The following is a 20,242-nucleotide window of genomic DNA, read 5'->3' on the forward strand; positions in this document are numbered from 1 at the left end:
GAATTTGGTTGGCGGGCTTACCACATTGATGACCGGGTGGTCGCTTGGTTTGCTGGAACCCGCGACCCAGCTAACTCGGCGGGCTCACAGTTGGTCGACGATGTATTCGGCGATCGGCATGGCGGAGGTCGCCGCCGGTGACGGTGCGTTGAGCACGTGAATCGAGCGGGGTGTGCGTTCGATCAGGAAGTCGTGTACCAGGGTGCCGTCGCGCAGTACCGCCTGCGCGCGGATGCCCGCCTCGCGTGGTCGCAGATCCGCGATCGTGAGTTCCGGGCAGTACCTTCGGCATTCGGCCAGATAGCCGCGTTTGAACATGGAGTTGCGCAGCTCGCGCAGTCCGGTGCGCACATGGGCGCGGGCCACCCGATGGAAGCCGGGGAAACCGAGTACCGCACGGGCGTCGCGGGCGTCGAAACTGCCCTTGCGGTAGCCCTCCCTGGCCAGGCCGAGCACCGCATTGGGGCCGACGGTCAGGGTGCCATCGATCATCGGGCTCAGATGTACCCCGAGGAAGGGCAGATTCGGATCGGGAATCGGATAGATCAGTGTGCGCACCAGTCCGGATCGGCTGGGCGGCAGCTGGTAGTACTCGCCGCGGAACGGCACGATGCGGAAATCGGTTCGCAGACCGGCGAGTTCGGCCATCCGGTCGGCCTGCAGACCCGCACAGACCACCAGGGTGCGCGCCGTCCAGGAACCCGCGGGACCCGCCGCGGTGACCGCATCGGCGGTTTCGGTGAGTGCGGTGACCTCGGCGTTCAACACGATTTCGCCACCCGCGGCTCGGACCTCCTCGGCGAGTGCGTTGGTGACGCGGGTGAAGTCGATGATGCCGGTGGCGGGCACGAACAATGCGCCGACACCGCTCACATGCGGTTCGCGGCGAGTCAGTTCGGCAGTGTCGATGAGTTCGACATCGACCCCGTTGGCGACCGAGCGTTCGTGCAGCGCGAGCATCCGCCGGTATTCGGCGGCATCGGTGGCCACCAGCAGTTTTCCGCATACCTCGAACGGAATGCCCTGTGCCGCGGCGAATTCCTTCGTCCACGCGGCGCCCTTTCGGCACAGCCGCGCCTTCAGACTGTCCGGCGGGTAGTAGATGCCGGAATGGATGACGCCGCTGTTGTGTCCGGTCTGATGGGTCGCGAGTGCGTCGGCCTTGTCGACGAGCACCAGGCTCGCACCCGGATGACGTCGCAGAATCCGATGCGCCGTCGCGACTCCGACGATCCCGCCCCCGATGACACAGAAGTCGTACATGCACGCAGCGTAGGCGGACTAGACCGCGATGGTGTGGTTCGCCGTCGTCACGGCCGGATCCGGGGTCGCGTCGACTGTTCCCGACGTGGCCGAATCTTCCACGGTCGCACCATGTTCGGTGCTCGGTGCGGGATTGCGATCGAGCCGCAGGCCGTGTTCACCGAGGGTCGGATCCGAGAAGGTGAATATCACTTCGCCGTTGTGCGTATCGACCTCGGTGCGCAACCGGGTGACGCCATCCGGATCGGCGTGGATGCCGAGCCGGTCCCGAACCGGTTCGGTGAGCAGGAAATCCGTCAGTGCCGTCAGCGCATTGGTATCCACCGTGAAGGCGACGGAATTCGCGCGGCTCGGTGCCACCTGCGCGCCGAGATAGGCGGTGCCGAGGCGCAGTTTGCCGCTGATTCCGGCGGAGGCAGGCGAATCTGTATGGGCCTGAGAGGTTTTCACCATGCCGCCGCTGGATTCCGCGGGGAAGCGGCCGAATAGTGCGGGCAGGTCGCGAGTTCCACCGGTCAATATGGCATCGGAGAGCACGGGTCCGTAGTCGGTGTCGACATCCGGAATCCGAACCGCAGGTGGTTCGGCCACCTCGTTGGTGGCGTGCTGGGTATCGGCCATCTGGTGGACGATGTATGCCCCCGCGGTAACGGTGAGACTGAGGCTGGCGGCGCCCGCGAGCACGATAGCGGTATGTTGAGCGATCTGGGCAGGCTTATATGCCACGATGCGTTCCTTTCCGTCCGCCCCTGATCCCCTCACCGCGCGGCCCGCATCGTTGAAAGCCGTATGCTTGTCCAGGTTACAGGGGCGGCCGCAGGTGGCACCGCATGGGCGAGATCAGCATCACAAAGCCCGGTGATATCCGCGATGCCGAACCCGAGCCGAATGGCGTCGTCAATGTTTCTACAAGCTGACGAGCGGGTAAATACACTTAGCTGGCGAGCGTCATTCTCGACTGCCACATCGAGACACCCGGCCAACGGCGTCCGGCCGACACGAACGGCGCACCCAAGTGTGGCGCTCGCCCGCACCTAAGAATTCCGGCCGGACCCGTGGTTCGGATGCGGCGGGTCAGGCGAACTGGCCCGCCGACCGCCCGTCACCCGTCGGTCCCGCGAAAGCCTGTGCGATGGTGAGCCATTCGGCGGCGTCCGCACCCACTGTGGCCAGCGCGAGATCGTCACGGTGTCGTCGCTGGGTCACCAGCAGGCAGAAGTCGAGTGCCCGACCGGTCACTTTCTGGGCGGCATCCGCGGGCCCCCAGGACCACACGCTGTCGTCCGGTGCGGTGAGTTCGACGCGGAATTCCTCGGTCGGCACGGTCTTACCGCGCACGGTGTAGGCGAAGTTCCTGGTTCGCACGCCGATATGGGCGACCGTGCGCAGCCGGGCGGTCGGTGTCCTGGTCAAACCGAGTGCGTCGGCGATGTCCTGGCCGTGTGCGAAGGTCTCCATCATGCGTGCGCTGACCATGGATGCCGGGCTCATCGGCGGTCCGAACCATGGCAGTTTGGCGCCGGACGGCAGCGCGCGCAGGGCCTCGATCAGACCGGCACGGCCGCGGCGCCATCGGTCGAGCAGTTCGGCGGTGGGTGCGGTGGCGGCCTCCTCGGCGGCCTCGTCGACGAAGGTGAACGCCTTCGGGCCCGCCTCCTCGACCAGCTTCGCGAAACCGTCGGGGTCGGTGGCAGCCAGCGCGGCGACCTCGTCGGTCCAGGCCAGATGGCCGATCTGATGGGCGATACTCCAGCCGGGCGCCGGAGTCGGCGCGGACCAGTCCGCCAGCGGGGCGACGATTCTTTCCAGTTCCGCGCAGTCGTCGGCGAAATCGCGCAAGAGCGCGTCTAGGTCGGCCATCAGATCCCTGTCCCGTCCAGGCGCACTGCTTCGTACACCCTCGCGGTCCAGCATCGCAGTGGGCCGAAAAAAATGCAAGCATGCGTGCTTGTATTTGGCGCGGACTCGCCGCTGACCGGATTCGGGCCGGTTACCAGCCGAAAATCGTCAGGTGTGCGGCGCCGACCACGAGGCCGAGCAGCGCGCCGTGTAGATACAACAGCCAGGCATCCTGTTCGACCGAGGCGTAGAACATCTCCATGAACTCCCCCGGAGTGAGGTCTTGGAGCTTGCGGGCGGCGAATTCGTCGATCTTCTTGGCCTGCTCGAGGGTGAATGCCTCGTCCTCGACCAGTCTGGGAGCCAGCCCGACCGCCGCGCCCGCGGCGCCGACCTTGAGATTGTCGAACTGGCGGCGGCCGAAGGCGACGCGCACGATCGAGGTGGTCGGACCGAGTTGGCGATGGATCTCATCGGAGACCAGCCGCTCTATCAGCTGCCTGGTCTTATCGCCGTTCGGACCGTCGAGCAGTTCCTTGGACAGATTCGGCAGCGTCAGCACCTGGTAGGCGAGGATATGCGCGAGATCGGTCGCCGCCTGCGGCTGCCGCTTGGCCAGCAGCGCCTGCTTCCACAAATACTTGTAGCGTGGCTGGGGATCACCCGGTTCGAAGACCATTTTGACCGCGATGACATTCACGATCACGCCGATCGCCGCCGCGGCCTGCAGCACGATCACCCAACCCGGCACCCAGCCGATCACCGGAATGGTGTGGTGCACATGCATATACAGCGCGAGCAGCAGGCCGAACGGCGCACCGAGCAGGCCGATGCGCACCATGAAACGCAATTCGGGGGCGGCGATGGTGGTCGTCAGATCCTTGAGGATGTACGGATTTTCCTGCAGATACCGGATGACGAAGGTTTTGATATCGATGAGCTGGTCGACATTGTCGCCGAGCGATTCGAAGGCGCGCCTGGTCAATCCGGGCAATTCCCGGTCCACCCGTTGATAGATGACCTGTTTCATCGCCTTCGGCACCCCTCGCCACAGGTCCGGATTCTCCCGGTACATCACCTCGTCGACGAGCGGTTTGACCTGCTCGCTCGCGAGTATCGCGATGTAATCGGCAATACTCTCCAGATCCAGTTCGTGGATGAAATCCCGCGGACTGCCGATGCGCATCAGCGCCTTGTCGACGCAAATGCTCGCCATCTTCTCCGCGCGCGCCGGAATGAATCCCTGGAATCCGAGTCGGCGGCCGTCACCGGAGAATGTCGGCAGCACCTGGACCCGGCGCGGAAAATACGGATACAACACCTGGAGGCCGGGAATCCGGATTCCGCGAAAAATGACCGGCCAGAACAGCATCAGCACACCGGTCCAGTTGGTGAGCCAACCGGCGAGCGCACTGAAGATCGGAAAGGTGATCAGATCGACGGAGAACTTGGACAGGCCGGTCAGCTCTTCCCAATCGATGAACACTCCGGAGGTGAGTGTTGTCATCGTCGGGTCCCCCTAATGCCGCCCAGGTGTGAGATATCTAGCTGCCAACATTCTCATTGGCTCCGACAGGGTGTCAATGCGTGACTACGCCCCAAGGTCTTGCACCGCATCCAGCAGCATGAGTGCCCCCACAACGGCGAGCACCGCCCCCGCCTGCTTCCAGTTCTGTCCGAACACCACGCGCTCCTCTCGGATGCAGCGGCTCAGCGAACACCGGCACGGTCCGCCCAACAATAGGGCGGTCCCGCTGTTGTCAGCGCCGCAACACGTATGCCACTACCGAGGTATCAGCTCGGGTGTGCAGGGAAATCGTGGTCGGCGATCGCGATTCGACCTCGATAGATATCGAGCTTGCGGTCGATGAGCGCGAGATTCTCTTGGATTTCGGCGAGTTTGGCGACCACCTCGCCGCGATGGGCCTCCATCAGCGCGATGCGTTCCGGTTCGTTGCCGTTTCCGGCGGCCACGAGTTCGGCGTAGCGACGGATGGTCTGGATGGGCATTCCGGTGGTGCGCAGCCTGGTGCATATATAGATCCAGTCCAGGTCGAGCTGGTGGTAGCGCCGCCGCCCGCTGGCGGTGCGGTCGACGGGGGTCAGGACCAGGCCGGCGCGCTCGTAGTAGCGCAGGGTGTGCACGCTGACCCCGGTAAGACGTGCGGTCTCACCAATACTCAGCCCGTCCGGATCGTCGCAGCGAACAGGTCCGGATACCGGCCGCGCATCGACTTCGAACACGCCCTGAATTCTAGTGCGGCATCGAACGCCGATCGCTCTGAGCGAACGTGGGCGGCGGTGTGGAACAAACGTGGAAGGCCCGGGGTTGACTGGACATCGCTCAACTTTTGGAAGGGTCGAACACGTGACTACACCACAGAACCTGCCGGTGCTGTTCCTGACCGATCCGATCGTGCTGCCGGGCATGGTCGTGCCCATCGAACTGGACGAATCGGCGCAGGCCGCCATCGACGCCGCGCGCGCCGCGAATACCGACGCGGTGTTGCTCGCGCCCCGATTGACCGAGGGCTACGCCTCCTACGGCGTCGTCGCCACCATCGAACAGGTCGGCCGGATGCGCGGTGGCGCGCCCGCCGCGGTGCTGAAGGCCGAACGCCGCGCCAAGATCGGTCACGGGGTCACCGGGCCGGGCGCCGCGCTGTGGGTCGAGGCCGAACCGGTCGAGACGCCCGCCGCCGACGGTCGCACCAAAGAGCTTGCCGCCGAATACAAGAAGCTGGTCGTTTCGGTGCTGCAGCGCCGCGAGGCCTGGCAGATCATCGACGCGGTCAATCAGCTGACCGATCCGTCGGCAATCGCCGACACCGCGGGCTACGCGCCGTACCTGACCGCCGACGAGAAGCGTGAGCTGCTCGAAACTCCGGATACCGCACAGCGTTTGACCAAGCTGATCGAGTGGACGAAGGCGCATATCGCCGAGGCCGAGGTCACCGAGAAGATCAGCGAAGATGTCCGCGAGGGCATGGAGAAGAGTCAGCGCGAATTCCTGCTGCGTCAGCAGCTCAATGCCATTCGCAAGGAACTCGGCGAGGACGAGCCCGACGGCGCCGACGACTACCGCACCCGGGTCGAGCAGGCTGATCTGCCCGATGCCGTGCGCGCCGAGGCATTGCGCGAGGTCGGCCGACTGGAGCGGGCCAGCGATCAGAGCCCGGAATCCGGCTGGATCCGCACCTGGCTGGACACCGTCCTGGACCTGCCGTGGACCGTGAAAACCACCGACAGCACCGATGTTTCGGCCGCCCACGCGGTGCTGGACGCCGATCACCACGGCTTGGACGAGGTCAAGGATCGCATGGTCGAGTACCTGGCCGTGCGCTCTCGCCGGGCCGCGCGCGGACTCGAGGTCGTCGGCGGACGTGGTTCCGGCGCCGTGCTCGCACTGGTCGGTCCGCCCGGTGTCGGCAAGACCTCGCTCGGTGAGTCGGTGGCACGGGCCATGGGCCGCAAGTTCGTTCGCGTCGCCCTCGGCGGTGTGCGCGACGAGGCGGAGATCCGTGGTCACCGGCGCACCTACGTCGGTGCGCTGCCGGGCCGGATCGTGCGCGCCATCAAGGAGGCGGGATCGATGAATCCCGTTGTCCTGCTGGACGAAATCGACAAGGTCGGCTCGGACTTCCGCGGTGATCCGGCCGCGGCGCTGCTCGAGGTGCTGGATCCGGCGCAGAACCACACATTCCGTGACCACTACCTGGATCTGGATCTGGACCTGTCCGACGTGCTGTTCATCGCGACCGCGAATGTCCTGGAGACCATTCCCGGCCCGCTGCTGGACCGCATGGAAATGATCAGCGTCGACGGTTACACCGAGGACGACAAGGTCGCCATCGCCCGCGACTTCCTGGTGCCACGGCAGCTGGAACGCAATGCGCTTACCGCCGAGGAGGTTTCGATCACCGACGAGGCATTGCGCGAGGTCGCGGCCAACTACACCCGGGAAGCCGGTGTGCGGCAGATGGAGCGGTTGATCGCGAAGGCATTGCGCAAGGCCGCGACTCGGCTGTCCGAGGACGGAACCGGTTCGGCCGACAATGTGGTGTCGCTGGGTTACGACGCCGAGCTGGGTTACGACGCGCTGGAGTCGTTGACCATCGGTCTGGAGAACCTGAAGGACTACCTGGGTCGCCCGCGCTTCACCCCGGATTCGGTGGAACGCACCGCGGTCCCCGGTGTGGCAACGGGTTTGGCGGTCACCGGTCTCGGCGGCGATGTCCTCTACATCGAGGCCAACGGCGCCGAGGGCGAGCGCGCGCTCACCCTGACCGGTCAGCTGGGTGATGTCATGAAGGAGTCGGCGCAGATCGCCCTCACCTACGTGCGCTCGCACTTGGCGGAGATCGGCATCGAGCCGTCGGTGCTGGACCGCAATATCCACATTCACTTCCCGGCGGGCGCGGTGCCGAAGGACGGGCCGTCGGCGGGTGTCACCATGGTCACCGCCTTGGTGTCGCTTGCGCTCGGCCGACAGGTGCGCGCGGATGTCGGCATGACCGGTGAGGTCACGCTGAACGGCCGGGTGTTGCCGATCGGCGGGGTGAAGCAGAAGCTGATGGCCGCGCAACGTGCGGGTCTGAAGACGGTGTTCATCCCGGCTCGCAACGAGCCGGATCTGGACGACGTGCCCGCGGAGGTGTTGGCCGCCCTGGATGTGCGCCCGGTCGCCGATGTGGCCGACATCCTGGCCTACGCCATCGAGCCGGTCGCCGAACCAGCCGTGGACGCCCGCGCTTTCGCGGCGAGCGCCTGATATTCGCCTCGAACGGGCCGTACCTGCGGGTACGGCCCGTTTCGTATGCATGCGCGCCGTGACCGCGACGCAAGGGCGGTGCAAGCCCGTGCGCACACGATCGTGGCATGACTCCTACGCAGCGGATTCCCGTTCTCGTTGTCGGCGGCGGCCTGGTCGGACTATCGGCCGCGCTGTTCCTCGAATATCACGATGTCCCTTATGTTCTCGTCGAGAAGCGAACCAAGGCATCGGCGTTGCCGAAGGCTCGCGGCCTGCACACCAGGACCACCGAGCTGTTCCGTCAGGTCGGCGTCGAGGGGCGGGTCCGCCTGGCCTCCGAGACCGCATTGCGGGCGGGCAGCTTCGGCGGTGCGAGCCGGGGCACCAGCCTGATCACGGCTGAGCCGCTCGACCTGAGTCACTTGCGGTCGGCAATGGCGGCGGCCGATCCCAGTCCGTCGCAGTTCTGCTTCCTGCCCCAGGTGCTGCTCGAGCCGGTGCTTGCCGAGCAGGCCCGCGAACGCGGTGGTGATCTCCGATTCGGAGTCGAGCTCATCGATTTCGAGGCCGATGACGCGGGTGTCACCGCAACCCTGCGTGACGAGTCGGGTCGCAGCTCGGTTATCCGGGCCGACTACCTCATCGCGGCCGACGGTGCGGCCAGCCCGATCCGCCGGGCATTGGGTATCGCAGGGTGGGAGCTGCCGCCGACGCGCCACTACATCAATGTCTTTGCGCGGACGGATCTTACGGGGGTGCTGGGCGGTCGCACCTTCAGCCAATGTGAGATCAGCAACGACACCATGCGCGGACTCGTCTTGTCCAAGAACAACACCGACGAATGGTCCTTCCATCTCGAATACGACCCGACCCATGAAACGGCTGCGGACTATCCGGACGAGCGCTGCATCGAACTGGTCCGCGCCGCGATCGGCGTGTCCGATATCGAGGTCGAGATGCTGGCGCGAAGCGCCTGGGACACCGGAAGTTTCGTGGCCGACGAGTATCGGCGCGGCCGGATCTTCCTCGCCGGTGACGCCGCCCACCGGCACGCGCCGTGGGGTGGTTTCGGCGGCAATACCGGTGTCGCCGACGCACATAATCTGGTCTGGAAGTTGGCCGCCGTGCTGTCGGGTACCGCTGGGCCCGCACTGCTCGATTCCTATCAGGCCGAACGGTGGTCACGTGCGATCATCGCCGCTGAACAGGCCAATCTGGGAGACGACTTCGAAACCCGCTACGGCATCGAAACCCCTGACAACGCGGAGATTTTGGCGCGCCGGTTGGATTTCGGGGCGGTCATGTCGCGGTTCCGGTACGCGTCGAGTGCGGTATCGCGCAAACCCGCGGATTGCGTCGAATGGGTCGAGCCGCATGTCGATCGGCTGACCGGACAGGTCGGAACGCGACTGCCGCACCTGTGGCTCGACGCCGAGCACACCACTTCGACCTTGGATCTCTGTGGACCCGGTTACGCGATACTGATCGCCGGAAAGTCGGCTGCCTGGCGCGATGCCGCGGCCGATGCGCAGCGCGAGACCGGTATCGAGATAGCGGTGCACGGCTTGGGCACGGAATGGGGTGCCCGCACCGATCTGCCGGTGGGCGGTGCGCTGCTGGTGCGTCCGGACGGACACGTGGCCGCGCGCTCCGATGCGGGTATGTATCCGCGGTCGCTGGTCACGACATTGCGGTCGCTCATGGGCTGGTCGGCGGACGCTCAGCCGCGGAGTTCACGCTCGACCGAGCGCGCATTACCCTGGGCGACTGCGCACAGCACCGGTTCCGGGCGCTCGGCATAGATTTCGCACGCGACGACGGCCTTACGCGTCAACCCGGTGACGGTGGCCTCGCCGCGAGCCGGGTACCGGCGGCGGACCGCAGGTAGGTGAGGGAGCCGTTGCCAGTGCCCCGTCCAGATAGGTTGCCGCGCTACCCGGTCCGGCCGACTCGCCGAGCGCAGTCGAAACCCGGCATGACACGGCCCGCGGTACCGCCATATGACAGCTCGACCGATATCGATTACCTCGGAAGCCAGCTGGACGCGGTACTGGCGCCTGCCAGGTGGAGCGACGGAACGGTCACACGGTCGGGCGGGGACGGCGCAGCAGCCATGCCAGGAACGATCGCCGCGGTGGGCGCGGATACTTCGCCACCACGGCCCCGGAGCCGATCTCCCCGTCGACTCGGAGCAGCGGCGATCCGGGCAGACTGCCCTCGGTCACCTTGTTCTTGACGATGCCGCTGCTGGCCTGCACCCGATCGAGGTCGACCCGCCAGCCGTGCGGCACGATCAACTGGACCGTGCCGGAACCAACGGCGACATGCACCACGACCTCGCGATGCGGGCACAGTGCCTGCGTGAAGTCGATCTTGATGCCGCCGGAGCTGCATTCGGCCGTGATCTCGGCCGGGACGATCCACGCGCCGTCCTTCACCCGGGCCCCACTGCCGGTGCGCAGTTCGATGGGTTCGCGCGCGGCGGCGATCACCGGCAGATCGGCGGTGATGGCGACGAGCTCCTGCGCCGTCTGCGCCGAATAGACCGCGACCAGCCGCTTATCCAGCTCGAGCAGATCGAGTTGCCCCTCGTCGACAGCGAGCTGCAGCTGCTTGGCCGCGACCTCGCGATCGATATCGGCGACCCGAACCGCGGGCAGGTTGTCCGGTGCGTCGGTCATGCGACATCTCCCCTTGCTCGTCCTGACGGAGATCGTACGGACGGCTCGTTTCCGAGTCGACCACCGACGTTCGTGGCCAATTTCCGCTGTTTGTCATGGTCATGCGGTAAGACCTATGTATGCCCAGGTGGCTGCTGCACGTCGATCTCGACCAGTTCCAGGCGGCGGTGGAATTCCGCCGCCATCCGGAGCTGCGCGGCCTGCCGGTCATCGTCGGCGGCAATGGCGATCCCGACGAACCGCGCAAGGTGGTGACCTGCGCGTCGTATCCGGCCAGAGCATTCGGGGTGCGCGCCGGGATGGCATTGCGCTCGGCCAAGCGCAAATGTCCGGACGGTATCTTCCTGCCGCTGGATATGGCCACCTATGAGGAGGCATCCGAGGAAGTCATGGCGCTGCTGCGGACCTTTCCCGGCCGCGTCGAGGTTTGGGGCTGGGACGAGGCCTTCCTCGCCGCCGATACCGACGATCCGGAGCAGCTCGCCCGCGAAATCCGCAGTGCCATTGCACAATTGGAACTGACCTGCGCCATCGGCATCGGCGACAACAAACTCACGGCCAAGCTGGCGACCGGCTTCGCCAAATCCGCGGGTAAGTCCTCGGCCGCGCCCGCCGATACCGTCGGCGCGGCGGCGGGGATCTTCCGGCTCACCGCCACGAACTGGGTCGAGGTGATGGCACACCGTCCGACGAATGCGCTGTGGGGCATCGGAAATCGGATCGCCGCACGGATGGCCGAACTCGGCATCGAATCCGTCGCCGACCTGATGGCCGCCGATCGCCAGCGCCTCGCCGCCGAATTCGGTCCGAATACCGGCCCCTATCTCTGGGTGCTCGGCCACGGCAAGGGCGATACCGACGTCACCACCGAACCGCGAATTCCGGTGGGCCGCAGTAAATCCGAGACCTTCCCGCACGACCTCACCGATCCGGGGGAGATCCGCGCCCAGGTTGCGCGACTGGCCACCGAGGTCGGCGAGGAGATGGCGGCGGCGGGCCGCACCCCGCTGCGCGTCTCGGTGACCGTCCGCAGCAATACCTTCTATACCCGCAGCAAGCAGGAGAAACTTCCCGAGCCGACCACCGATATCGCGGCGATCGTGGAAACCGCCCTGCGCATCGTCGACAGATTCGAATTGGATCGCCCGGTCAGGCTGCTCGGCGTGCGCCTCGAACTCGTACCGCAATAGCCGACGAGCATACGAGGATCCACCCCGGCACCGGCCGACCCTCGTATGCTCGTCGGCATGGAGTTCTGGGCGATGGTGGCACAAGAATCGGACAGCGGGATCGTGCTCACGCGGCAGCAGGTCAACGAGGACTTCCTCGGGCCGGGCGAGGTCACGATCAAGGTGCACTACTCGAGCGCGAACTACAAGGACGGGCTGGCGATCACCGCGGGTGGCGGCGTGGTCCGGAATTATCCGATCATCCCCGGCATCGATATCACCGGTGAGGTCGTCACCTCCGAGGTCGACGATTTCGCGCCCGGCGATCAGGTGGTGGCGCACGGCTATGACATCGGCGTTTCGCATCACGGCGGCTTCGCCGAGTACGCCAGGGTGCCCGCCGACTGGGCGGTCAAGCTGGACGGTCTCAGCACCCGCGACGCGGCCGCGCTCGGCACCGCGGGTTTCACCGCCGCACTCAGCGTGCAGGGCCTGCTCGATCACGAACTCACCCCGGACACCGGCGCGGTGCTGGTCACCGGTGCGACGGGCGGTGTCGGCAGCGTGGCCATCGATATCCTGTCGGGCCTCGGTTTCGAGGTGATCGCCTCAACCGGAAAGACCGATGCGGGTGATCGGCTGGCCGAACTCGGCGCGAACGAGGTGATCGGCCGCCTGCCGGAGGATCCGGATGCGAAACTGCGTCCACTGTCCAAGGCCACCTGGGCCGGTGCCGTGGACAGCGTCGGCGGCAAATCCCTCGCCTATATTCTCAGCGCGATCGGTTATGGCGGTGCGGTCGCGGTCAGCGGTTTGACCGGCGGACCGGATCTGCCGACCACCGTCATGCCCTTCATCCTGCGCGGCGTATCGCTGCTCGGCATCGACTCCGCGTACGTCCCGATCGCCAAGCGCCGCGCGATGTGGGCACGACTCGCCAACGAGCTCCGGCCCCAGCACCTTTCGACCATCGAGAACTTCGCTCCCATCACCGAGGCCGAGCGGGTCCTGCACGCCATTCAGCACGGCAACCATTCCGGCCGCACCGTATTCGGCGTCGCGGGCGAATTCTGACAGTACGCACCGAAGCCCGGTTCGAGCCGGGCTTCGGTGCGCTCAGGCTGCGACTTCGACCGGATCGTCCGCGAACTGCGTGCGGTACAGCTCCGCGTAGCGTCCATCGGCGGCGAGCAGTTGGGTGTGCGTGCCGCGCTCCACGATTCGGCCGTCCTCGAGCACCAGGATCTGGTCGGCGGCCCGAATGGTGGACAGGCGATGTGCGATGACCAGTGCGGTCCGACCGTCCAGCGCTTCGGAAAGCGCCTCTTGGACAGCGGCTTCCGAGGTCGAGTCCAGTGAGGCGGTCGCCTCGTCCAGGATCACCACGCGTGGTTGTTTGAGCAGCAGCCGGGCAATGGTCAGTCGCTGGCGTTCACCGCCGGAGAGGCGATAGCCGCGTTCGCCGACGACGGTATCCAGCCCGTCCTGCAGTGACGTCACCAGTTCACGCAGCCGAGCCCGCTGCAACGCATCCCACAGTTCGGCCTCGGTGGCCTCGGGCCGGGCCAGCAGCAGATTGGCGCGGATGGTGTCGTGGAACAGGTGGCCGTCCTGGGTGACCAGGCCGACGGTGTCCCGGATCGAGGTCGTGGTCAGCTCGCGCACATCGGTGCCGTTCAGCCGCACCATACCGCCGTCCACGTCGTAGAGCCGGGAAACGAGTTGGGCCACAGTGGATTTCCCGGCGCCGGAGGAACCGACCAGCGCGACGAGCTGCCCGGGCTCGGCTCGCAGCGAAACATTGTGCAGCACGTCCACCCCGCCGCGGGTATCCAGCGTCGCGACATCCTCGAGCGAGGCGAGCGACACTTTGTCGGCCGACGGATAGCCGAACGTGACATTGTCCAGTTCCACCGCGACCGGACCCGCGGGCACCGCGACGGCATCCGGTGCGTCCTCGATCAGCGGTTTCAGATCCAGCACCTCGAAGACCCGCTCGAAGCTCACCAGCGCGGACATGATCTCCATCCGAGCACTGGCCAGTGCGGTGAGCGGTGTGTAGAGGCGGGTCAGCAGCAGCGAAAGCGACACCACCGCACCGGCATCCAGCTGGCCGCGCAGCGCGTACCACCCGCCGAGTCCGTAGACCAGAGCCAGTGCCAGCGCCGAAACCAGGGTCAGCGAGGTGACGAAAACCGTCTGCAGCATCGCCGTGCGCACCCCGATATCGCGCACTCGACGCGCGCGGAGTGCGAATTCGTCCGACTCCTGCTGCGGCCGTCCGAACAGCTTCACCAGCGTCGCGCCGGGTGCGGAGAACCGCTCGGTCATCTGGGTGCTCATCGCCGCATTGAGGCCCGCGGCTTCGCGCTGCAATCCGGCCAGTCGATTGCCCATCCGCCGGGTCGGAACCACGAATACCGGCAGCAGCACCAGCGCGAGCAGCGTGATCTGCCAGGAGATGCGGACCATGACGGCGAGGGTGAGCGCGAGGGTGACCAGATTCGTGACGACACCGGAGAGCGTGTCGCTGAACGCGCGCTGCGCGCCGATCACATCGCTGTTCAAACGGCTGACCAGCGCACCGGTGCGGGTCCGGGTGAAGAACGCGACCGGCATCTTCTGCACATGATCGAACACGGCCGTGCGCAGATCCAGGATCAGACCCTCACCGATCCGCGAGGACAGCCAGCGGATGATCACCCCGAGTGCGGCATCGACCACCGCAATCCCGCCGATCAGGACGGCGAGAGTGACCACGACGCGCGGCGCCGCGCCGCCGACGATGTCGTTGACCACCCGACCCGCCAGCACCGGCGTCGCCACCGCGAGCAGCGCGGACACCACGCTGAACAGCAGGAACGCACCGATCCGGCGGCGGTGCGGCCGCGCGAACCGCAGAATGCGCTGCGCGGTCGCGAGCCGGAACGGCCGCTGCTCCTGCGGCGCGTTCGCCCGCCGATACATCTGGCTCCAGGCCACCGATTCGATACTCACTGTGCTGCTCCCTCTCGCTCCCCGCCCATCGAACACCTGGCCACCGACACTAAGACCTCAACAAAGGTTTAGTGCAAGCCCATTCCGCAACGATTCCGCGCAGAGCGAACCACCGCACCTAGTCCTCGGCACCCGCCACAGGGTGCGGATCCGGAAATGGTGTCCGGATCAGGACTTGAGTGCCGAATCGAAGCAGAGTACAGCTCCGGACAAAAGGTCCGGATGCGGCGCACGTGGTCGGGGATGCGCGTGCATAGGCTGGTGGGGTGAGCGAGGACCAGATGTCCCATGCGTTGCGTCGCAGGATCGCGGGTGAGGTCGACGCGTCCTTGCGTCGGCGCGCCGAGTACTCCTCCGATGCGTCGAACTATCGGGTGCTTCCGGCCGCGGTCGTCTTTCCCCGCGGGGCCGAGGATGTGGCGCGCACGCTCGAATTCGCCAGGGGTAATGGGCTGTCGGTTACCGCGCGGGGTGCGGGGACGTCGGTGGCGGGCAATGCCATCGGCCCCGGGATAGTGGTCGACTTCAGCCGGTATATGAATCGCATCGGTGAGCTCGACCTGGACCGGCGCATCGCACGCGTCCAACCCGGCGTTGTCCTCGCCGAATTACAGCGAGCGGCCGCGGTTCACGGGCTGCGGTTCGGGCCTGATCCGTCGACGCAGAATCGGTGCACGCTGGGCGGGATGATCGGCAACAATGCGTGCGGGCCGCATGCGGTGGCGTGGGGGCGCACCTCGGATAATGTGTGTGAGCTGCGCATTCTCGATGGGACGGGAACCGAGCGGACGCTGGTGGCCGACCCGTCCGTAATTCCCGGCCTGCCCGAATTCACCAGGGCCGGTCTCGCGGTGATCCGCACCGAACTCGGCCGATTCGATCGGCAGGCCTCTGGCTACGGTTTGGAACATCTACTGCCGGAACGTGGTTCGGCGGTTGCGAAGTCATTCGTCGGCACCGAGGGGACCTGTGGGCTGCTGGTCGAAGCGACGGTAGATCTGGTCCCGTTGCCGCGGGCAACCGTCCTCACCGTGCTCGGCTATCCCGATATCGCCACGGCCGCAGACGATGTCGCGGCGGTCATGTCCTGCAAACCGATTGCGGTGGAAGGTATCGACGCGCGACTGGTCGATATCGTGCGCGTGCACCGCGGAGCCACCAGCGGCGTGCCGGAACTGCCGCGCGGTAGCGGCTGGCTGTTCGTCGAGTCCGTCGGCGATACTCCCGCCGAGGCATATGCCGCGGCCGAGCAACTCTGCCGAACTGTCGGTGCGCTGGACTCCAGGATTGTCACCGATCCCGGTGCCGCCGCGGCACTTTGGCGCATTCGGGCCGAAGGCGCTGGACTGGCCGGTCGCACTCCGGCGGGTGATCCGGCCTGGCCGGGCTGGGAGGATGCGGCCGTCCCGCCCGAGCACCTCGGTGCGTATCTGCGCGATTTCGCCACGCTGACAAAGGACCACGGCGTGGACGGACTGCTCTACGGTCACGTCGGCGACGGCTGCATCCACGTCCGTCTCGATCTGCCGATTGCCGATGCGCCGCAACGCTTTCGGAACTTCATACAGGATGCGACCGAGCTGGTGGTCCGCTACGGCGGCTCGCTGTCCGGCGAGCACGGCGATGGCCGGGCCCGCTCGGAATTGCTCTCGATCATGTACTCCCAGGACGCGCTCGACGCATTCGCCGGGTACAAGGCGCTCTTCGATCCAGATGATGTGCTGAACCCGGGCGTTCTGGTCGCGCCGCGCCCCATCGATGCCGACCTGCGGCTGGTCGGAGTGCGACCGATCGGAACGGGCGGTTTCGCATTTCCGTACGACAACGGCGATATCTCCACGGCCGTGCATCGGTGCGTCGGTATCGGCAAATGCCGCGCCGACACCCGCGCGATCGGTGGCTTCATGTGTCCGTCGTATCTGGCCACCGCCGACGAGAAGGACAGCACCCGCGGCCGGGCGCGGGTGCTGCAGGAGGTGGTGCGCGGTGCACTCCCCTGGTCGTCCGAGGCGGTCGCCGAATCGCTCGATCTGTGTCTGTCCTGCAAGGCATGTCGCTCCGACTGCCCAGCCGGGGTCGATGTGGCGACCTACAAATCCGAGGCGCTGTACCGCCGCTACCGGCACCGCCCGCGTCCCATCGATCATTACTCCCTGGGATGGCTGCCGCGCTGGCTCGGTGTCGCGGGTCGCATGCCGCGAGCGGCGAACGCGCTGGCCGAAATCGGGTGGTTGCGCCGAATCGCCCTGCGCGCGAGTGGAATTGATCCGCGACGCGCGGTACCGCGTCTCGCCGACCGCGGTTTCCGCAGGAGCTGGCACGATCGGGGGGATTCGGACGGGGCACCCGAAGTGCTGCTGTGGACCGATACCTTCACCGATGCCTTCGACCCCGAAATAGCCCAGGCCGCAGTACAACTGATCGAATCCCTCGGCTACCGAGTCCGGATACCGGGACGGCGCGTGTGCTGCGGACTCACCTGGATCAGCACCGGACAACTCGACGGTGCTCGGGCTCGGCTGCGCGCGACACTGACCGAACTGGATGAGCATGTGCGCGGCGGCGGCATCGTCGTCGGCCTCGAGCCGTCCTGTACGGCGGTCCTGCGCTCGGACCTGCCGGAACTGCTACCGGACGACCCGCGCGCGGCCGCTACCGCCGCCGCCGTGCGCACACTCGCCGAATTCCTTGCCGAACATCCGAACTGGCGGCCGCCACCGCGACCGGGACGGTCGGTGGTCGTACAACCGCATTGTCATCACCATGCCGTAATCGGCTTCGACAAAGATCGCCAATTATTAGCTAGCATGCAGATAAATGTGACAGAGGTCACCGGCTGCTGCGGTCTGGCCGGAAACTTCGGAATGCAATCCGACCATTACGACATTTCGGTCGCCGTCGCCGAGAATGGCTTGCTCCCGGCGCTACGGAATGCCGACGAAGATTCGATCTTCATAGCCGACGGGTTCTCGTGCCGAACCCAGGCCATGCAGCTGAGCGGCCGCCGAGGCCTACACCTCGCGCAATTCCTGCTCGGTGAATGAGTGTCAGCTGCCGAACGGCAGCGTGCCGGACGGAATCTGGTAGCCCGAGCTGCCCGCGGAAACCGCACCCCAGGCATTGAGCAACCAGTTGAGCGCGTTGGTGATCATTTCGTACCTCCGTTATGGCGACTGCCAGCTGTTTGCCGAACGCGTCAATATCGCTATATCAATTCTTCGCGTTACAAAATAGCGAGGATCAGCGATTATGCCGAATCCGTATGGCAAATCGCACATTCGGACCGAAACAATTGTGAGCCGGGCAACATTCGAGGCCCGCGCGCCCGCCGCCCACCTACCGGGGCACAATGGGGCGGTGCGCAATCAGACGGCCGCGCCGGACCTGAACCGGACCGGCCTGACCAGGACGATCACGGCCGAGCGGCCGATCGATCTCGCGCCGACGCTCGCGCCACTGTCCCGCGGCCACGGTGACCCCTGCCACCAGGTCACCCAGGACGGCGCGCACTGGCACGCCTCCCGAATGCCGACCGGCCCGGTCACCTACCGCCTGATCCAAGCCGATCGCCACACCGCCGACGGCCGCGCCTGGGGTCCGGGCGCGGCCGAATTCCTCGACGGACTCGACCACATGCTGTGCCTTGACGAGGACGTCTCCGACTTCGCACCTGATCATCCGAAGATCGTCGACGCGCACCGCCGCTTTCCCGGACTGCGCATGCTGCGCACCGGCCTGGTCTTCGAGGCCCTGGTGCCCGCCGTGCTGGAACAAAAGGTGCACACCGTCTCCGCCCGCGCATCATGGCGAAAGCTGGTGCGGCAGTTCGGCTCTCCCGCACCCGGCCCAGCACCCGCCGGACTGCTGCTCCCACCCGACGCCGAGACCTGGCGCAAGATCCCGTCCTGGACTTGGCACCGCGCCAATGTCGGGCCGCAGCGCGCGCAGACGATCGTGCGCGCCGCCCGGGTGGCGGACGCGCTGGAGCGGGCGGCGGCCGAAAGTCCGGCCGAAGCCGCCCGCCGCCTGCGCACGGTGCCCGGTATCGGGGTGTGGACCGCCGCCGAGATCGGGCAGCGCGCCTTCGGTGACGCGGATGCCCTCTCGGTCGGCGACTACCATCTTGCGGCGATCGTCGGCTGGACCCTGCTCGGTGCACCCATCGACGACGACGCGATGGTCGAATATCTGGAACCGCTACGGCCACATCGCTATCGGGCCGTCCGCCTGCTGGAGATCAGCGGTTACGCGCACAAGCCGAAGTTCGGCCCGCGCACCCCGCTCACCGACCACACCTGGCACTGAGCGGATCCGCCGGACAACTCGCTTCGGCAGGCCGTATTTCGTCTGCGCGACAGCGTGCCGTCGATGGGCCAGGGACTCGGCGGTCACCCAGCGCAGCACCCGAATACAGTCCGCAAGCACCTCCGGGACGCCCGGTGGCTCGGCAGCGGGCCTCATAACGGCAGGGCGCGCTCGTCCAGCACGCATTTGCCCGCCTCGACCAGCGTGGTCCGCGCCGCACGGCGGACCCGACACCGGTCGACGGTGCAGTCGATATGCAACTGCATTGCGGCGTGGGCTTGTTCGGTTGTCAGCACACCAGGGTCGTTTCCGCAGGCCAATAGGGATGCGACGGGCATGTGCAGGTTGGTGAGTTGCATCAGGCGACCTCCGCCCGGCGGCGCACCGCGCGGACTTGTCGGGTGTATCGGGAGATCGGTCCCTGATCCCACGGTGCCTGTCGAACGGCCATCCCCAACGCCTCGAGTACGGTCAGGCCGACCTCGTCCGCGAGATCGCCGACCGCGGCGAACAGCGATGGCACCACCTCAGCAACCTTCAGCGCGGCAACCGCCTGGTCGCAGGTCAGCGTACGTCCGGGCAAATAGGAAACCACCCAGCTCTCCTGCCCGACGCTGCGGGCACGATGCGGGGTCAAATCGCTGGTCATCAAGGACGACGCTATGACACTTACAGCCATGACTCCTCGTTCCTACGTGCGATTCCTGCGACGCTCGCGACGCGCCCGGAGGCGGTAGCTTGCGTGACCACGGAGGACGCCGCGAGCGTCGCCATCGAATACTGGGCGCGCCCGGAGGTTTCACAGGAGGAGGGGAAAGGCGCCTGTTCCGCTCCGGGCACACTCCCAGCACACCATCACGGCAGGTCGCGAACAGCATCCTTCGTGGATATCCAAATATTTGAGGCGAATTCCCAGCACGAAACCCAGCAGGGAAGGGAGGATTCTCCATAGTGGACGAAAGAGCCCTCTGCCCAAGCGAAGTGCCGGGGAACCGAGCTTGTGGGGTCGCCCGGAGCAACCGTTGGGTTTGCATCCGAACACAGAACGGAGCGTGCTGTGTCAGCGAATTCGGCAAGAGCGTCGGAAATCCCGGACCGGCTATCCCCTGAGAACGCCGCCTCCACTCTACCCAGACGCCAGCTCGGCAGGTATCTCCGGGACTGGCGCACCCAGTCGGGTCTCACCATCGCGGAGGCATCCAGGCTGATGGAGTGGGGCGCAAGCACGTTGCAAC

At 66.3% G+C, this 20,242-nt stretch carries 15 protein-coding genes; 6 read left to right on the forward strand and 9 right to left on the reverse strand.

Annotation, left to right across the window (positions count from 1 at the left end):
• Positions 1–84 precede the first annotated feature (84 nt).
• The 5 genes from lhgD to NP3_RS17200 all read right to left on the reverse strand — a co-directional run bounded on the left by lhgD (position 85) and on the right by NP3_RS17200 (position 5,346).
• Positions 85–1,263 (reverse strand): L-2-hydroxyglutarate dehydrogenase, encoded by a 1,179-nt coding sequence (lhgD, locus tag NP3_RS17180; protein ID WP_063042493.1) that lies wholly within the window; start codon positions 1,261–1,263, stop codon positions 85–87.
• Positions 1,264–1,281: 18 nt separating this feature from the next.
• A complete protein-coding gene (locus NP3_RS17185) occupies positions 1,282–1,989 on the reverse strand; it encodes a hypothetical protein (RefSeq protein ID WP_157124368.1) in 708 nt (235 codons plus the stop codon).
• 348 nt (positions 1,990–2,337) lie between these two features.
• Positions 2,338–3,123, reverse strand: coding sequence for a TIGR03084 family metal-binding protein (locus NP3_RS17190; protein WP_063042529.1), 786 nt, complete (start codon positions 3,121–3,123; stop codon positions 2,338–2,340).
• Between the two features lie 130 nt (positions 3,124–3,253).
• The gene (locus NP3_RS17195; RefSeq protein WP_063042497.1) at positions 3,254–4,609 is read right to left on the reverse strand and encodes a DUF445 domain-containing protein; all 1,356 of its coding nucleotides are present in this window, start codon (positions 4,607–4,609) and stop codon (positions 3,254–3,256) included.
• Between the two features lie 287 nt (positions 4,610–4,896).
• Positions 4,897–5,346, reverse strand: coding sequence for a MerR family transcriptional regulator (locus tag NP3_RS17200; RefSeq protein WP_063042499.1), 450 nt, complete (start codon positions 5,344–5,346; stop codon positions 4,897–4,899).
• Positions 5,347–5,530: 184 nt separating this feature from the next.
• On the opposite strand from NP3_RS17200, the gene lon reads away from it, so the two are divergent.
• Positions 5,531–7,873, forward strand: coding sequence for an endopeptidase La (lon, locus tag NP3_RS17205; protein WP_063042531.1), 2,343 nt, complete (start codon positions 5,531–5,533; stop codon positions 7,871–7,873).
• Between the two features lie 107 nt (positions 7,874–7,980).
• A complete protein-coding gene (locus tag NP3_RS17210; protein WP_063824798.1) occupies positions 7,981–9,657 on the forward strand; it encodes an FAD-dependent monooxygenase in 1,677 nt (558 codons plus the stop codon).
• A gap of 279 nt (positions 9,658–9,936) precedes the next feature.
• On the opposite strand, the gene NP3_RS17215 is transcribed toward NP3_RS17210, so the two are convergent.
• Complete coding sequence (locus NP3_RS17215; protein WP_063042501.1) at positions 9,937–10,536, reverse strand: DUF1707 SHOCT-like domain-containing protein; 600 nt, start codon at positions 10,534–10,536, stop codon at positions 9,937–9,939.
• Positions 10,537–10,655: 119 nt separating this feature from the next.
• Between NP3_RS17215 and NP3_RS17220 the strand changes: the two genes are divergently transcribed.
• Positions 10,656–11,726, forward strand: a complete 1,071-nt coding sequence (locus NP3_RS17220; RefSeq protein ID WP_063042503.1) for a DNA polymerase IV — start codon at positions 10,656–10,658, stop codon at positions 11,724–11,726.
• A 57-nt stretch (positions 11,727–11,783) separates the two neighbouring features.
• Positions 11,784–12,779: an oxidoreductase gene (locus tag NP3_RS17225; protein ID WP_063042533.1), complete on the forward strand. Its 996-nt coding sequence runs from the start codon at positions 11,784–11,786 to the stop codon at positions 12,777–12,779.
• Positions 12,780–12,821: 42 nt separating this feature from the next.
• Here NP3_RS17225 and NP3_RS17230 read toward each other — a convergent pair whose 3' ends face one another.
• On the reverse strand, positions 12,822–14,702 hold the full coding sequence (locus tag NP3_RS17230) for an ABC transporter ATP-binding protein (RefSeq protein WP_063042505.1): 1,881 nt from the start codon (positions 14,700–14,702) through the stop codon (positions 12,822–12,824).
• Positions 14,703–14,983: 281 nt separating this feature from the next.
• Here NP3_RS17230 and NP3_RS17235 point away from each other — a divergent pair, with 281 nt between their 5' ends.
• Complete coding sequence (locus NP3_RS17235) at positions 14,984–17,746, forward strand: FAD-binding and (Fe-S)-binding domain-containing protein (protein ID WP_063042535.1); 2,763 nt, start codon at positions 14,984–14,986, stop codon at positions 17,744–17,746.
• Positions 17,747–18,059: 313 nt separating this feature from the next.
• Entirely contained in the window at positions 18,060–19,007 is a 948-nt protein-coding gene (locus NP3_RS17240; protein WP_084508652.1) for a DNA-3-methyladenine glycosylase family protein, read from the forward strand.
• Between the two features lie 152 nt (positions 19,008–19,159).
• Here NP3_RS17240 and NP3_RS17245 read toward each other — a convergent pair whose 3' ends face one another.
• Together NP3_RS17245 and NP3_RS17250 are read right to left on the reverse strand one after the other, a co-directional pair.
• On the reverse strand, positions 19,160–19,366 hold the full coding sequence (locus tag NP3_RS17245) for a hypothetical protein (protein WP_040697671.1): 207 nt from the start codon (positions 19,364–19,366) through the stop codon (positions 19,160–19,162).
• Positions 19,366–19,656, reverse strand: a complete 291-nt coding sequence (locus NP3_RS17250) for a hypothetical protein (RefSeq protein ID WP_307678042.1) — start codon at positions 19,654–19,656, stop codon at positions 19,366–19,368. The genes NP3_RS17245 and NP3_RS17250 overlap by 1 nt, the downstream gene beginning before the upstream one ends.
• Positions 19,657–20,242 lie beyond the last annotated feature (586 nt).

Source organism: Nocardia pseudovaccinii NBRC 100343, assembly GCF_001613225.1.
Classification (GTDB): Bacteria; Actinomycetota; Actinomycetes; order Mycobacteriales; family Mycobacteriaceae; genus Nocardia; species Nocardia pseudovaccinii.